The following is a 13081-nucleotide window of genomic DNA, read 5'->3' as shown; positions in this document are numbered from 1 at the left end:
GCTGGCCTAATCCGCGTCCGCCAACCTGCGCAGCGTGGCCTGGAAAATCTGGCTCGCCTTGCCGACAAGGGCGGTGCCGTTCATCGCGCCGGTCGTATCCGTGAATGTTCCGGTAACGCCGATCCCCACGGGCTCCGCGCTGCTGAACAGCAGGTTCGGATCGGGGCTGGGCGTATGGCGCTGAATCATAACCTCGCCCTTGAAAGTGCCATCCTCTTTTGTGAGATAGCTGCCCGTATAGAACAGATAGGCATCGCCGCCGAGAATTTTGCCGTCGCGGAACATCAACACGCCGCTGCCCTTGCCCAGACGCCCGTCGAGCAAGGCGATGTGAATCGAATACAGCCCATTTTTCACGGTGATCCGCTCGCAGCCGGTAATTTTGTCTTGTCCCGGCCTCATTATGTCAAAGAGAACGCGAGCGCGTCAATGCGAAGGCGGCGCCAGGTGGCGCCAGGCCTCTTGGACTGGCCTCGTCGACAGAGAACGGGTCTGTGCGGCAGACCCGTTCCTGAACTCATGCAATGTTCATATGGAAAGCGGGGGGTGCGGCGCGCGCCCTGCCACCAGAGCAGGGCACGGCGAGCTTAGTGGCGGCCGCCGTGGCCCCCGCCGTGTCGGCCAGGACTTCCGCCGTGCCGCATGGGCCCTCTGTCACCGCGATGAACGCCACCGCGATGAACGCCGTGACCGTGACGGCGCGGAGGTCCACCCAAGTGGCGACCACCGCCTCTATGGTCCCAGCCACGCCAGCCCGCGCCGCCGCCCCAGCCCATGCCGCGCCGCGATGCGAAGCCGCACCAATAGAATCCGGGGCCATGCCACCCCATGTTGTACCAACAGTAGTTTCGTCCGCCGTAAAAGAATTGAACCGGCTGGAGCGCGGTCGACAACGGAATAGCGCCCGGCGCGGCGGGGACCGCCATGGACGGGGTCGACAGCAGCGCAGCCCCCAGCATTAACGACGTGGCAAGTATGATCTTCTTCATGGAACCTCCAGAGCGAATCCCTGAACTATACCTCCTGATGCAGGATGTTCCATGCCGGTCCGTAAGATGATGATGCCTTGGCGCGCCGGTTCGCGAGCAAAATTCGAACCCACGTTTCATTGAGAGCTGCCATTTCTCAAGGCGAATGGCGCGCCTTTGGCGCGATATGCCTGAGCGCTATGGCAGGCGGAGTTCAGTCCATGTCCTGTGTTCGTGATGTCGTTTCTTGCCGCCGTCATTGCGGCTCTTCGGGGCGGGCTGCGGCCGATTACCGCTTGAGGAGTTTCTTGAGGCGCTGCTTGCCTTCATAAGCGGCCTGCCACCCTTTCGCGAACAGGTCGGTGCGCCAATCGGCAGGCCCAAGAATCAACCGGCCCATCGCTTTCCGCCCATCCCACAAGCCGAGGACCACATGGCCTCCGCTTGTGGTTGCAGCGTCCATGTCGGCGAACTCCCTTTCGGCATAGAAGCGCTCGATGACCAGATATTCCAGCACCATACCGGGCCCGTATTTGCGCAAGCTCTCATCATAGGTGCATTTAGGTGTGAAAGCGGTTCGGCCCTTGGTGATATTGATGCTCATGGCGATGGGCCGACCGTCCAGCAAGAGACTGTCAATCACCGTCAACCCCTCGTTTCCAGCAATGCCGGCAAAGGCGCGACGAGCAAAATCGGCATGCAAATCGTCCGACAGGAAGGCCGTGCCGCGTTCACCTTTCCAGCCTGCCTGCTCCAGAGCCAGGAACTGTTCGAGACGCTCGCGTAGCGTGGCAGGCTCCCTGATGCGCTCGAAGGCGAAGTCCCCCATATCGCGAAGCCGACGCAGATTGCGCTGAATATCCTTGAGCCGGTTTTTCGCGATCACCTCGGTAGCGTGAGCGTCAAGACCAGCAAGCTGCCCTGTAAAATATGGCCGCAGATAGGGCACAACGAGGCGTGTCGTTAATCCTCTCGTTGCCGCCGCGTCTTCGATCATGCCCCGAAGCGGATGATCGGCATCGAAATTTGCCATGGTCCAAAGGCCCGGAGCCCGCCGAGCGGTGATGGCGTCGAGCCAGACCGCAACGATTTCCCGCGCGCCCTCCCGCGCCACCAAAGGCATTCCGCTCAATTGATAGAGATTTTCCGCTCCTTGCGCCACGGGCCAGGGGAATGGCGGGAATATCCGATGACGAAAGGGGAACAGGCCGGCCAATTGTCCCTGCGTGTTCCAGACGGCGACCGCCATGAGATTGGCTCGCTTGTCGATGGTATCGAGCCCCGCCAACACATATTGCCGTGCGTAGAACGGATTGTCCGCCATGGCGTTGGCGGCCAGCGTCTCCCAATCGGCGGCATCCAGAGCGCGGATGCCAGCGCAATCCAGAACAGCGCTGGTATAGGCTGGCTTACCATGCATGGTGCCGCACCCCCCGATTTGCGATAAGGCCCGTGCCGATGGACAGGAGCAACCCCAGGTGGCCATAGGCGAAGACGGCCATCAGCATCGCGCACACTGCCAGCGCTGCCGCCGAGGCGATAGCCGCGCAAGACAGAACAAGACAGAAAATGCCTAAAGTGAGATTGCAAAAGAACCGTTAGAACAGGCTCATTTCCCCCACGAGCCCCCGCCGAACAAGCCAATGTGTTTGGCGGCCTGTTTCTGGGATCAGTAAACCCCTCGCCTTTAGGCGACGGGATGCATTAGCATCCTCGGATGCGATTGGAGGAATCAGGCAGCCACACGGTTTGGGATTGCAAGTATCATATTGTTTGGGTGACCAAGTATCGGTATCCGGTTTTGGTAGGGGACGTTGGTCTTCGGGCGAGAGAACTGCTTCGGGAGATTCCCCGCAGTCATGAGATGTCGATCCCTGCGGGGGCGATCAACCGGGATCACGTTCATATGTTGTTCTCGATACCTCCGCACCTGTCGGTATCGCGAGCGGTCCAATACCTGAAAGGAAAGAGTTCACATAAGCTTCTGTCGGAATATCAATCGCTGAGAAAGAGGTATTGGGGGCAGCATCTGTGGTCCCGGGGATACTGGGCCGCCACAAGCGGCAACGTGACCGACGAGATCTGGAAAAAATATATCGAGGATCAGAAGCCGGAAGAGCCGGATGACAACTTCAAGGTGGTTTGACCAATCGCCCCGAAGGGGCGATCAATCCGGCTTCCAGCCGTAACCTGAAGCCACCGCCTTCAGGCGGTGGAGTGTTCACTGCTTGTTTTTTCACTCTGAAACGATCGGCCTTGGTCGGCTGCGGATTGCTGATCGGCGGCGGGGTGTCGCCATAGACGGCTCGGCCGCGATCCTATGGAAACCTTTTTCAATATGGGCTTTTGCCAAGTTTGGTCAGCTGGGTAGCGACGCTATGCGCCAGTGCGCCAAGTAGAACCGCAGGATTGCTTACCCCCGCAGTGGGCCATCGATTAGCTCCAAGAAGAAAGGCGTTCGAGATTCCGGGCGCGGCGGCAAGATGGACGGCCGGCGGCATATTCGGGATGTTGTTGGAAAGCAGGGTTTCGTGAACCAGATACTTCGATTGCGGTTCGCGTAGGTCTTCCAAATGCCCAATCTGGCATTCCAATGCCGCGATGAAGCGACTTGCTTCTGCCATGGCGATCTGGCTTCGTGCCTCGAAGCGCTCTACGAACCGATCCGCGTCAAGCAGACGTAAGTCGCCACCGCCGTCGTCGGCCAGAAGGCCGAGACCTGTTGAGGGATCTTCGTCCAGTCGGAAGACTGACGTTACAGAGAGGTACAGACCCGGACCCTGAGTCTCAATTTCTTGGCCTGACATTTCCATTGCATCCGGTGTGGCCGCGAAAATTGCGCCAGAGATATGGTCCGTAGCCTCTCTGGCAAGGACACAAACTTGGTGCTGGATGTCGCTTCCGCCCCCAAAATCGCGAAACAGCATGGCCGACAGCGGTGTCTCTATGGTTCGCCTCGGAGCCACTCTAAGTAGACGCGACACGACACCATGACCCGACAGGAAGCAGGGATCGCTGTGCTGAACAGAGCGCCGCAAAATTGCCTCGTTCTCCAATGCGCCTGCGCACAAAACAAAGGTGGCTGAGGTGGTGCCGGTTTCTGAGACAGGGGCATAAGGTGGATCGCCCGATGAAAAGGACGATCCGGTATGAAGACACGCAGACGATTTACGGCTGAGTTCAAGGCCAAGGTTGCGCTTGAGGCGATCCGTGGCGAGCGGACGATTTCGGAACTGGCGACAAAGCACCAGCTTCATCCGAACCAGATTACGCAGTGGAAACGGCAGGCCATCGAGAACCTGGCCAAGACGTTCGACGACAAGGCTGCTGATGCGCAGGTCGGCCGGGAAGCCGAGGTGACCAAGCTGCACGCCAAGATTGGCCAGCTTGTCGTTGAGCGGGATTTTTTGGCCAAGGCCTTCGATCGCTGAGCCTGGATCGGAGGAGAATGATGATTGACCCCGATCACAACCGGCTCTCGATCCGCCGCCAGTGCGAACTGGTCTCGATCTCGCGGGCGTCGTTCTACCGACAGCCCGCCGGCGAGACGCCCGAGAACCTCGAACTGATGCGCACCATCGACGAGGCCTTCATGGAGACGCCCTGGTATGGCTCCCGGCAGATGGCCCGGCATCTGCGGCGTCAGGGCTGGTGCGTGGGTCGCAAGCGGGTCCGGCGGCTGATGCGCAAGATCGGTCTGTCGCCGATCTACCAGGCGCCGAGAACCAGCGAGCCGCATCCGCAGCATCGCATCTATCCCTACCTGCTGCGGCACCTGGCGATCGAGCGGCCGGATCACGTTTGGTGTGCCGATGTGACCTATATCCCGATGCGGCGCGGCTTCCTTTACCTCGTGGCCATCATGGACTGGTTCAGCCGCAAGGTCCTGGCCTGGCGGTTGTCGAACACGATGGATGCCGACTTCTGTGTTGCCGCTCTCGAAGAGGCGATCGCCTGCCATGGCAGGCCCGACATCTTCAACACCGACCAAGGCTCGCAGTTCACTAGCTTCGCCTTCACGACGACGCTGAAGGATGCCGGCATCCGCATCTCCATGGACGGGCGCGGCCGCTGGATGGACAACGTCTTCATCGAACGACTGTGGCGCAGCCTCAAATATGAGTGTGAACCGCCCCGGGTTTGCCGGAGGCTCCAACTCCTGAGAGGATGGAGCCATGACAAGCAAGACGACGAACAAGTTTTCACCGGAGGTTCGGGCCCGAGCGGTTCGAATGGTTTTGGATCACGGCAGCGAGTATCCGTCCCGCTGGGCTGCGATTGAGGCGATAGCCCCCAAGATTGGCTGTTCCGGCCATACCCTGCTGGAATGGGTGAAGAAGGCGGAGATCGACAGCGGCAAGCGAGCAGGCGTCCCAACGGACGTGGCGGAGAAGCTGAAGGCGCTTGAGCGTGAGAACCGCGAGCTTCGGCAAGCCAATGAGATTCTGCGCAAGGCAAGCGCTTATTTTGCGACGGCGGAGCTCGACCGCCGGTCCAAGCCATGATCGCCTTCATCGACGATCATCGCGCGGCGCATGGGGTCGAGCCGATCTGCAAGGTTCTGTCGATCGCCCCCTCGACCTATCATGCCCATGTCGCCAAACGGCGTGATCCCGCCAAGCTGTCGGCGCGCGCCAGGCAGGATGTCATCCTGAAGATCGAGGTCCGGCGCGTCTTCGATGAGAACTTCCGCGTCTATGGCGTGCGCAAGATCTGGCGGCAACTCAAGCGCGAAGGCTTCGATATCGCCCGTTGTACGGTGTCACGATTGATGCGGACCATGGGCTTGCACGGTGTTATCCGCGGCAAGTCGGTCAGGACCACGATCGGCGACAAGGCGGCGCCATGCCCGCTGGATCACGTCAACCGCCAGTTCAAGGCGTCGAGGCCGAATGCGCTTTGGCTCTCCGACTTCACCTATGTTGCCACCTGGACCGGCTTCATCTATGTCGCCTTCGTCATCGACGCCTATGCCCGCAGGATCGTCGGCTGGCGGGCATCACGTTCGGCGCACGCCGGCTTCGTGCTCGATGCGCTGGAGCAAGCCCTGCACGATCGACGGCCGGTCCATCGCGGCGGGCTCGTACACCACAGCGACAGAGGAAGTCAGTACGTATCCTGAGGTGGTGCCGGTTTCTGAGACAGGGGCATAAGGTGGATCGCCCGATGAAAAGGACGATCCGGTATGAAGACACGCAGACGATTTACGGCTGAGTTCAAGGCCAAGGTTGCGCTTGAGGCGATCCGTGGCGAGCGGACGATTTCGGAACTGGCGACAAAGCACCAGCTTCATCCGAACCAGATTACGCAGTGGAAACGGCAGGCCATCGAGAACCTGGCCAAGACGTTCGACGACAAGGCTGCTGATGCGCAGGTCGGCCGGGAAGCCGAGGTGACCAAGCTGCACGCCAAGATTGGCCAGCTTGTCGTTGAGCGGGATTTTTTGGCCAAGGCCTTCGATCGCTGAGCCTGGATCGGAGGAGAATGATGATTGACCCCGATCACAACCGGCTCTCGATCCGCCGCCAGTGCGAACTGGTCTCGATCTCGCGGGCGTCGTTCTACCGACAGCCCGCCGGCGAGACGCCCGAGAACCTCGAACTGATGCGCACCATCGACGAGGCCTTCATGGAGACGCCCTGGTATGGCTCCCGGCAGATGGCCCGGCATCTGCGGCGTCAGGGCTGGTGCGTGGGTCGCAAGCGGGTCCGGCGGCTGATGCGCAAGATCGGTCTGTCGCCGATCTACCAGGCGCCGAGAACCAGCGAGCCGCATCCGCAGCATCGCATCTATCCCTACCTGCTGCGGCACCTGGCGATCGAGCGGCCGGATCACGTTTGGTGTGCCGATGTGACCTATATCCCGATGCGGCGCGGCTTCCTTTACCTCGTGGCCATCATGGACTGGTTCAGCCGCAAGGTCCTGGCCTGGCGGTTGTCGAACACGATGGATGCCGACTTCTGTGTTGCCGCTCTCGAAGAGGCGATCGCCTGCCATGGCAGGCCCGACATCTTCAACACCGACCAAGGCTCGCAGTTCACTAGCTTCGCCTTCACGACGACGCTGAAGGATGCCGGCATCCGCATCTCCATGGACGGGCGCGGCCGCTGGATGGACAACGTCTTCATCGAACGACTGTGGCGCAGCCTCAAATATGAGTGCGTCTTCCTCAGCACATTCGAAACGGGAAGCCAAGCCCGCTGCGGCATCGGCTCCTGGATAGACTATTACAACCGGCGACGCCCGCACTCGACCTTCGCCGGCAGGACGCCCGACGAAGTCCATGCTATGGCGGAAATGACGGAGCAATTGGCGGCGTAGAAACGAACCCGATCCACCTTAGCCAGGCCGCCAAACTGTCTCACCAAGCGGGTCCACCTCAAAAGCTTCATATCAACTGGGGTGATTTTTTGCTCAATCATACCTTTTAACACATCGGCATTGGCGCATATCATTTGGATGATCTCACGATCTCCTTCAGCGAGGGAGTTGAGCCACTCCTTGTCAAATATCTTTATAAAGAAACGTTCGCCGTGCTTTAGTCGCTCGCGCAGCTCTTGCGCGAGCATGAAGTTTGCGCTCGCCAGAAGCCGATACGGGATATAAAAGCGCTCGAGTTGGTCACCGTAGTTCCGCGCTTCACGCTCGTTCGCGCGCTCCTTCGCGGCGACTTGGTTTAGTTGAGCATTAGCAGCAAGCGTCCGCTGAGTGTTTTTTGTGGTCATAAATAGGCCCAAGAACGCACCCGCGACCCCGGCGAATGCCGAGATCGCAGGTCCAAAGATTGCCACTTCCATGCCGATCCCATCCTCCAAAGCACTAATGCTTTCTCTCAGCTTAAGTGCACAAGTGACGCCTGGGAAGGTTTTTATCACAGACCAGACAGCACACTTCGCGCAGAGTGAGATGCATCGCATGGGAGCACATCTCCCTCTTCCCTCTCCGGCGACTTCCTCTGAGACCGCACAGCGCCACCCGCAAATCGCAAGTTGCTCAATCTCTCGCTCAAAGCCTGCGCAGCGTGACCGACTTCGCCGATCGTTCGGCCTACCGGTGCCGCCTTCGAATCCGATGACCTTGTCGGGCCTTCCTTCACCTATCATCTGGCGGTTTCGGAGCGGCCCGGCCTTCTTACCGTACCGGCTCCAATCAGCGTCAAATGTCTGAACCGGGATGCCCTGCCACTCCGCAAACTTGCGGGCCATGAAGTCGGCACCGGACGCCCCGCCCTCAATCAACAGCGTAATCGGCCCGTTGTTCTTGTGGATGCTACCAAGCCATGAGCCGAGCGTCAGAGCGTCGTTAAAGCGGCGACCGCCGCACACTAGCACCCGCATCTCACCGCCCTCCTTCACGGGGAGTGGAGGGACGCCAGCTCTTGAGCCACATGCCGTTTTCGTGGGGGTGATAGACGCCCTCATACTCGAAAGCATACGGTTCCTCATCGTCGAGCAGTTTGACGCCCTCAAACACGATCACTCCGCCGCCCGTGTCAACGCAAAGGACGTCGATGGTAGAGCCAAGGGTCGCCGTCGCGATATCCTGCCACTCGCCGCTCATGCCGCCTCTCCCTGTGATGCGGAGGAACGCCGTGAGAACAAGTCTGGGACTTTTTCTGGGACTTTGCGTCCACTAGCAGGAATCAGCGTCCGGTTTGACCTCTTGCGTTCTCCCGAATCGGTCGATGACGAAATCGGGTAGAAACGGCAAAAAGTCTAACATATCAAATGGATATAGGCGATGATGGAGTGGCGCGCTCGGAGAGATTCGAACTCCCGGCCCTCGGAATCGAAATCCGATGCTCTATCCAGCTGAGCTACGAGCGCTTTGCAACGAAATCAATGTCTTAGACGGTATCACTCTTTTCCTTTGGCACCGCTCTGGCACTTTGGCTCACGGCGAGGCTTCTGCTCGCCCCGCGTCTTTAGCAAAAAGACTTCCCCCGAGGTAGGGGGAAGTAGTCGGCTTGCCGGGACGAAGGGAAGTCCGACAAGGGTTCGCATTCACGGATAGCGGAGCGCGGCGATGAAGTCGCCGTGCGGGTCGGGCGACGCATCCCGCGGCGTTATCTTCTGGTTTTCCTCCCACGCGGCGCAGTACGTCGAGCAGTAGGGGAAGTTCGGCCGTGTCAGGCCGAAGCATCCGCCGCAAAACTGGCAGACGCGCTTAGTCCTCGGGGGCTTCTGTTTTGATAGCCACATGGGCGACGCTCCTCGGTTGTGGAGGCGTACTGCGGAGCGGGGAGACTCAGACGCGACTGCGCGGCACGATTCCAAAACCGACGAATCGAACTGGCTAGATAAATTTTACCACGGCGCTGACGATCATTTTTCCAGTGAACTGAAAATAGAGATGGTTGACGTCTAGACGTCAATGGGTCTAAGCCGGAACAGAGGAGCTTCCATGGCACGGTCACCTGGCGTCGTCCGCGACGCAATCATCACGTTCTTGGCGGAGCAAAAGAACCCGGTCACGATCGCGGAGATTAGAAATGCCATTGCCAAGCAACTCGGCGAGGTGCCGCCTTCGTCAGTGCGTTCGTACCTGAACCTCAATTGCCCCGCTCTCTTTGAGAGAACCGGGCGGGGCGAATATCGCCTCAATAAACAAGTGAAATAAATGGACGCTCGGGCCGCACATCCTTTCGCTTTCAATTACAAACACCAGAGCATAGGACGCTCGCTCCTCGTCCATGGGGACGCGTTCGACTGGCTTTCGCGCCTTCCTCCCGAAAGTCTCGATGGGATGGTGTTCGATCCACCATATGGGGTGAAGGAGTACGAGCTCGAACAAATTGAAAAGATGCTATCGGGTGGAACTGGTATCTGGCGCATTCCGCCGAGCTTCGATGGCTCAGTTCGCTCACCCTTACCACGGTTTACTGCGCTGGATGAGGGCGAGCGCCAAACGCTTAGGCGGTTCTTCAAGGACTTAGCAATAGCAGCGCTACCCGCGCTAAAGCCCGGCGCCCATGTCTTTATGGCATCAAATGCGTTCCTGTCCCAGCTCGTGTTCGGTGCGATGGTGGATGGAGGATTTGAGTTCCGTACCGAGATCATTCGGCTGGTGCAGACTCTTCGCGGAGGCGATAGGCCCAAGCTCGGGGAGAAAGACTTCCCCGACGTTTGCTCGCTCCCGCGTGGCGGGTATGAGCCGTGGGGCGTCTTCAGGAAGCCTCTCCCGCCTAAAATGACCGTTCGTGAATGTCTGAAAATTTACGGTACTGGAGGGCTCCGCCGGCGTGCGGACGGTAATCCATTCAGTGACGTGATACCGAGCGAGCGTACGTCGAAGCGAGAGAAGGACATCGCGCCGCATCCGAGCCTAAAACCGCAGTCGCTGCTCCGCCAAGTGGTTCGCGCGGTATTGCCGCTTGGCATAGGCGTTATCGCCGACCCCTTCATGGGCTCAGGTTCTACCGTCGCGGCGGCGGAGGTCGTCGGCTACCAGTGCATAGGCATCGAACGCCATGCTAATTATTATAGTCTGGCAAAGAAAGCCGTGCCTAAACTCATCGCGATACGCTCAGGAGAACGATCAAGTGAAATTGTCGAAGAACAACAGATCAAGCTCGCTATTTAATCCTCTTCGAGCTCGTCGAGAAGGTCAGGCTCCTTATAAATCCAGTTTGCCATCATCTTGTCGTAGCCGGTCTGAGTAACAGAAGCGGTAATTGTTCGACGGCTTGTCTCCGAGCGCCCGGCAAAATTCCAGTCGCTCTTTTGCAATTGCGCTCCGCATACAAGAACGAACCGGAACGGCGCGGGCAGAATACCTTTCACTGCGTCGGTGGGTCTGCCGCTCGCAAAGCAGAACACCATAAGCCATGCATCCTCGGCATTGTGACCTTGCCATGCTTTGAGGTAGCGCGACCCTTTCACCTCAATGCCTTCCGTTCCGTGCTGCATCTTATTGTCTGCGTACTTCCCGGCTGGAATCATGTCCGGGTGTCCGTTGTGGTAGGCATTCTTTACAATGGTCTTGCAATGCTTCGGGATGCTCGATGTCATGAACTCGCCTACGATACTGCTGAAATTCGCAGGCATAAGCATGGTTTCAAGCCGCTCAATGTCCTTCGTCGCGAGCTGCTGATTGATAAAGCCTACAAAATCCACAAAATCGTTCATCGCGGCTGCGACGTGATCAACCGTGACTCCGTATGGTATCTCGGCCTTCTTGTTGAAATGGGCCGGATCTACTCGAGACGGATGGCAAGCGAGCTTTTCAAGCCTCGCCAATTGATCCTTTTCCGACATGCAACTCCCCCAATCGGCGGGAGTCCTACCCAGATTCGTTTTGAGAGTCGAATCAGCAGGTTACCGGCTTCAATCCAGTAAGTCTCAGCTGATCAAGCAACGGGTATCTTGCACGTGCAGGTGCGCGCCCAGTCATTCGCACCGTAGTAGAAGCCGCGGCCCAAGCAGCGATCGCATGCAAGCAACGGATCACGTCCGACACCGCGCTGCGCTCCGTATGCTTGAGGATAGCGGGGTCGGTTTCGCGGCCCGCCTTCTTGGATGTCTCAGTCATGGTTCTCAGCCCCCGCCCGCTCGGCGTCCATAGCTGCTAATGCGGCGGCTTCTTCTTCTGCTGACAGATCGCCGGTTGCCGGGTCCGCAGGCTTGGGCGCGGCCGGAGCGGGGGCGGGCGCCGCGGGCGGCATCGCCTTAACCTTCTCCTCGAGGCGCGAGAGGATTGCGTCCGCGTTCTCCGCGCGGGCGCCGTCGAGCTGGGTCAGCCCTATGATGCTCTTGCGTATGGCCTCCGGCGTCGCCACGTCGGCGCCGAGCAGCTTCAGGCAGTGCAGTATCTTCGCCTTCGTGCGGTTGATGTCCTCCGGTGCGGCATCCTTGGATGCGGTCGTTGGACGGCGCGGGGGCGGGGTCCGGCGCCTTCTCCGCGCTGACGACGCCGGAGGCGAGGAGCCGCGCCGCCGCCTTCTCGGAGAGCGACACGCGGTCGCCGGGGCCGTACGCCCTGCCGTCGTGATGCAGGCCCGTGCGGACGTAATACTGTTTCGTGGTCATGCGTGTTTATTGCTAGCTAGTAATACTCTTCTGCCATAGGTCGGCGTTTGCCGATGACATGGGAGACATAACGTGCGACCGTTGTTGAGTGCGAAGCGGAGAGCGGGATAAAGAGCAAATTGCTTAATGTGATCAGCGTTGAGCACCACAGTTCTACCCTTGCCATTCCGAGCGCCGCATTCCTGGCAGGTGTAGTTGTCTCGCTCGAATACTGATCTCCGCCAGTCCTGGTACTCCTTGCTTCGCCATACGCTCAAACGATACGAAGCTACACCGCCTTTCCAGGCATAGTTGCGTTCGCCTCGGCAAGCATCGCCTATTCTGCGGCGGTGCTGATCCGAAAATGGAGGCAACTTCTTGCCGGTCTTTGCGATGCTTATTTGCTTCTTGGCTTTCGCTGACAACTTGCATCCAAGCCGCCGCTTATTACCCATCGCAGCACGGCTGATTTTTTGTTTTGTGGCTTCTGAAAGGATAGTACCGAGGCGGGGATGACGCTTATCTTTCCATTGCGGAATGCCCTTATTCCAAGGCACCTGCGCGCCAGATATTCCCTTATTCCACGGTATATTACCTTTCCTAAAAGCCATAACTTCAGTCAGAGATTAGGAACTCAACAAACACATTCATCTTGCCCGCGGTGAGCGCGGCGGTCGCCACGGTCGCGGTGATCTCGCGGATGGCGGTCGTCTTGATCATCGCGCCCGCCTGCGCCGCGCCCATGGCGATCTGCGTGAGCGCGTTGCCGTCCAGCGCGAAGGCGCCGGCCTTCGTGCCGCGAATCCCGGCATCCCAGACGTTGCTGGCGTCGGAGATGGCGATAGCGGCCACGAGATCGTTAGCGCTTTGCACCGAGAGGGCGATGAACCTGTGCTGCGCGGGATCGAAGGCCCGCGCGCGGAACTGTTCCGAAAAAGCGTCGGCCACGGGCCCGTCGTCTATCAAAAGGAAGCCCGGGCGCGCGCGTTCAATGAGCGCATCGGTCATGTCGGCGGTGCCGAGTAGCAGGTGGTTCATGGGCGGAGCGTTCGGGCGGGTAGAGCTGTTCGCTTGCCAGGTGCCCGCGCGCGCTCCGCCGCGAAAAGG

General features: G+C 59.2%; 15 protein-coding genes, 1 tRNA gene, 3 pseudogenes and 1 other annotated feature. Of the genes and pseudogenes, 6 read left to right on the top strand and 13 right to left on the bottom strand.

All coding sequences use genetic code 11. The features are described from left to right. Positions 1-6 precede the first annotated feature (6 nt). The 3 genes from ACMYR2_RS09980 to ACMYR2_RS09970 form a co-directional block, all read right to left on the bottom strand. A complete protein-coding gene (locus tag ACMYR2_RS09980; protein ID WP_347263049.1) occupies positions 7-357 on the bottom strand; it encodes a GrlR family regulatory protein in 351 nt (116 codons plus the stop codon). Positions 358-587: 230 nt separating this feature from the next. Beyond that, positions 588-989, bottom strand: coding sequence for a hypothetical protein (locus tag ACMYR2_RS09975; protein WP_416192864.1), 402 nt, complete (start codon positions 987-989; stop codon positions 588-590). Positions 990-1257: 268 nt separating this feature from the next. Beyond that, positions 1258-2388 carry a GNAT family N-acetyltransferase gene (locus ACMYR2_RS09970; RefSeq protein ID WP_416192863.1) on the bottom strand — a complete coding sequence of 377 codons (1131 nt, stop codon included), beginning with the start codon at positions 2386-2388 and terminating at the stop codon, positions 1258-1260. 297 nt (positions 2389-2685) lie between these two features. Here ACMYR2_RS09970 and tnpA point away from each other — a divergent pair, with 297 nt between their 5' ends. Next, on the top strand, positions 2686-3114 hold the full coding sequence (gene tnpA / locus ACMYR2_RS09965; protein ID WP_416192862.1) for an IS200/IS605 family transposase: 429 nt from the start codon (positions 2686-2688) through the stop codon (positions 3112-3114). Between the two features lie 187 nt (positions 3115-3301). On the opposite strand, the gene ACMYR2_RS09960 is transcribed toward tnpA, so the two are convergent. Further along, positions 3302-3895, bottom strand: coding sequence for a hypothetical protein (locus ACMYR2_RS09960; RefSeq protein WP_416192861.1), 594 nt, complete (start codon positions 3893-3895; stop codon positions 3302-3304). A 222-nt stretch (positions 3896-4117) separates the two neighbouring features. On the opposite strand from ACMYR2_RS09960, the pseudogene ACMYR2_RS09955 reads away from it, so the two are divergent. The 3 genes and pseudogenes from ACMYR2_RS09955 to ACMYR2_RS09945 all read left to right on the top strand — a co-directional run. Further along, a pseudogene (locus tag ACMYR2_RS09955) lies at positions 4118-5094 on the top strand (IS3 family transposase); the annotation flags it as partial. Between the two features lie 49 nt (positions 5095-5143). Then, positions 5144-6087 (top strand): annotated as a pseudogene (locus tag ACMYR2_RS09950) (IS3 family transposase); the annotation flags it as partial. Then, positions 5428-5544 (top strand) — a sequence feature (AL1L pseudoknot). Its footprint overlaps the pseudogene before it by 117 nt. A gap of 66 nt (positions 6088-6153) precedes the next feature. Continuing rightward, a protein-coding gene (locus ACMYR2_RS09945) for an IS3 family transposase (protein ID WP_416192834.1) occupies positions 6154-7289 on the top strand; the annotation gives its coding sequence in 2 pieces (ribosomal slippage) (positions 6154-6424 and positions 6424-7289; 1137 coding nt in all). Here ACMYR2_RS09945 and ACMYR2_RS09940 read toward each other — a convergent pair. The 5 genes and pseudogenes from ACMYR2_RS09940 to ACMYR2_RS09920 all read right to left on the bottom strand — a co-directional run bounded on the left by ACMYR2_RS09940 (position 7196) and on the right by ACMYR2_RS09920 (position 9169). Then, positions 7196-7765, bottom strand: coding sequence for a hypothetical protein (locus ACMYR2_RS09940; RefSeq protein ID WP_416194145.1), 570 nt, complete (start codon positions 7763-7765; stop codon positions 7196-7198). The genes ACMYR2_RS09945 and ACMYR2_RS09940 overlap by 94 nt on opposite strands. Before the next feature lie 399 nt (positions 7766-8164). Further along, positions 8165-8305: pseudogene (locus ACMYR2_RS09935) on the bottom strand (SLOG family protein); the annotation flags it as partial. A 1-nt stretch (position 8306) separates the two neighbouring features. Continuing rightward, a complete protein-coding gene (locus tag ACMYR2_RS09930) occupies positions 8307-8528 on the bottom strand; it encodes a hypothetical protein (protein ID WP_347264617.1) in 222 nt (73 codons plus the stop codon). 189 nt (positions 8529-8717) lie between these two features. Continuing rightward, positions 8718-8794: transfer RNA gene (locus ACMYR2_RS09925), tRNA-Arg, on the bottom strand. A 177-nt stretch (positions 8795-8971) separates the two neighbouring features. After that, positions 8972-9169 (bottom strand): hypothetical protein, encoded by a 198-nt coding sequence (locus ACMYR2_RS09920; RefSeq protein ID WP_416192860.1) that lies wholly within the window; start codon positions 9167-9169, stop codon positions 8972-8974. A 202-nt stretch (positions 9170-9371) separates the two neighbouring features. Between ACMYR2_RS09920 and ACMYR2_RS09915 the strand changes: the two genes are divergently transcribed. Together ACMYR2_RS09915 and ACMYR2_RS09910 are read left to right on the top strand one after the other, a co-directional pair. Beyond that, positions 9372-9587 carry a hypothetical protein gene (locus ACMYR2_RS09915; RefSeq protein WP_416192859.1) on the top strand — a complete coding sequence of 72 codons (216 nt, stop codon included), beginning with the start codon at positions 9372-9374 and terminating at the stop codon, positions 9585-9587. 126 nt (positions 9588-9713) lie between these two features. Beyond that, positions 9714-10550 (top strand): DNA methyltransferase, encoded by an 837-nt coding sequence (locus ACMYR2_RS09910; protein WP_416192858.1) that lies wholly within the window; start codon positions 9714-9716, stop codon positions 10548-10550. Here the strand turns inward: ACMYR2_RS09910 and ACMYR2_RS09905 are convergent. From ACMYR2_RS09905 to ACMYR2_RS09890, 4 genes are all read right to left on the bottom strand, one after another. Beyond that, complete coding sequence (locus ACMYR2_RS09905; protein ID WP_416192857.1) at positions 10547-11224, bottom strand: hypothetical protein; 678 nt, start codon at positions 11222-11224, stop codon at positions 10547-10549. The genes ACMYR2_RS09910 and ACMYR2_RS09905 overlap by 4 nt on opposite strands. A gap of 266 nt (positions 11225-11490) precedes the next feature. After that, positions 11491-11745 carry a hypothetical protein gene (locus ACMYR2_RS09900; protein ID WP_416192856.1) on the bottom strand — a complete coding sequence of 85 codons (255 nt, stop codon included), beginning with the start codon at positions 11743-11745 and terminating at the stop codon, positions 11491-11493. A 246-nt stretch (positions 11746-11991) separates the two neighbouring features. After that, a complete protein-coding gene (locus tag ACMYR2_RS09895; protein WP_416192855.1) occupies positions 11992-12585 on the bottom strand; it encodes an HNH endonuclease in 594 nt (197 codons plus the stop codon). A gap of 4 nt (positions 12586-12589) precedes the next feature. After that, the gene (locus tag ACMYR2_RS09890; protein ID WP_416192854.1) at positions 12590-13012 is read right to left on the bottom strand and encodes a hypothetical protein; all 423 of its coding nucleotides are present in this window, start codon (positions 13010-13012) and stop codon (positions 12590-12592) included. Positions 13013-13081: the final 69 nt, after the last annotated feature.

The organism is Nitrobacter sp. TKz-YC01 (assembly GCF_047824785.1).
Taxonomy (GTDB): Bacteria; Pseudomonadota; Alphaproteobacteria; order Rhizobiales; family Xanthobacteraceae; genus Nitrobacter.
Note: the sequence above shows the minus strand (reverse complement) of the source record. Positions and strands in the feature narration are given on the sequence as shown.

Excerpts from the sequence above, each read along its gene's own strand:
- ACMYR2_RS09895 (WP_416192855.1), bottom strand. The coding sequence starts at position 12,585 with ATGGCTTTTAGGAAAGGTAATATACCGTGGAATAAGGGAATATCTGGC.
- ACMYR2_RS09930 (WP_347264617.1), bottom strand. The coding sequence starts at position 8,528 with ATGAGCGGCGAGTGGCAGGATATCGCGACGGCGACCCTTGGCTCTACC.
- ACMYR2_RS09890 (WP_416192854.1), bottom strand. The coding sequence starts at position 13,012 with ATGAACCACCTGCTACTCGGCACCGCCGACATGACCGATGCGCTCATT.
- ACMYR2_RS09915 (WP_416192859.1), top strand. The coding sequence starts at position 9,372 with ATGGCACGGTCACCTGGCGTCGTCCGCGACGCAATCATCACGTTCTTG.
- ACMYR2_RS09970 (WP_416192863.1), bottom strand. The coding sequence starts at position 2,388 with ATGCATGGTAAGCCAGCCTATACCAGCGCTGTTCTGGATTGCGCTGGC.
- tnpA (WP_416192862.1), top strand. The coding sequence starts at position 2,686 with ATGCGATTGGAGGAATCAGGCAGCCACACGGTTTGGGATTGCAAGTAT.
- ACMYR2_RS09905 (WP_416192857.1), bottom strand. The coding sequence starts at position 11,224 with ATGTCGGAAAAGGATCAATTGGCGAGGCTTGAAAAGCTCGCTTGCCAT.
- ACMYR2_RS09940 (WP_416194145.1), bottom strand. The coding sequence starts at position 7,765 with ATGGAAGTGGCAATCTTTGGACCTGCGATCTCGGCATTCGCCGGGGTC.
- ACMYR2_RS09975 (WP_416192864.1), bottom strand. The coding sequence starts at position 989 with ATGAAGAAGATCATACTTGCCACGTCGTTAATGCTGGGGGCTGCGCTG.
- ACMYR2_RS09920 (WP_416192860.1), bottom strand. The coding sequence starts at position 9,169 with ATGTGGCTATCAAAACAGAAGCCCCCGAGGACTAAGCGCGTCTGCCAG.
- ACMYR2_RS09910 (WP_416192858.1), top strand. The coding sequence starts at position 9,714 with ATGGTGTTCGATCCACCATATGGGGTGAAGGAGTACGAGCTCGAACAA.
- ACMYR2_RS09960 (WP_416192861.1), bottom strand. The coding sequence starts at position 3,895 with ATGCTGTTTCGCGATTTTGGGGGCGGAAGCGACATCCAGCACCAAGTT.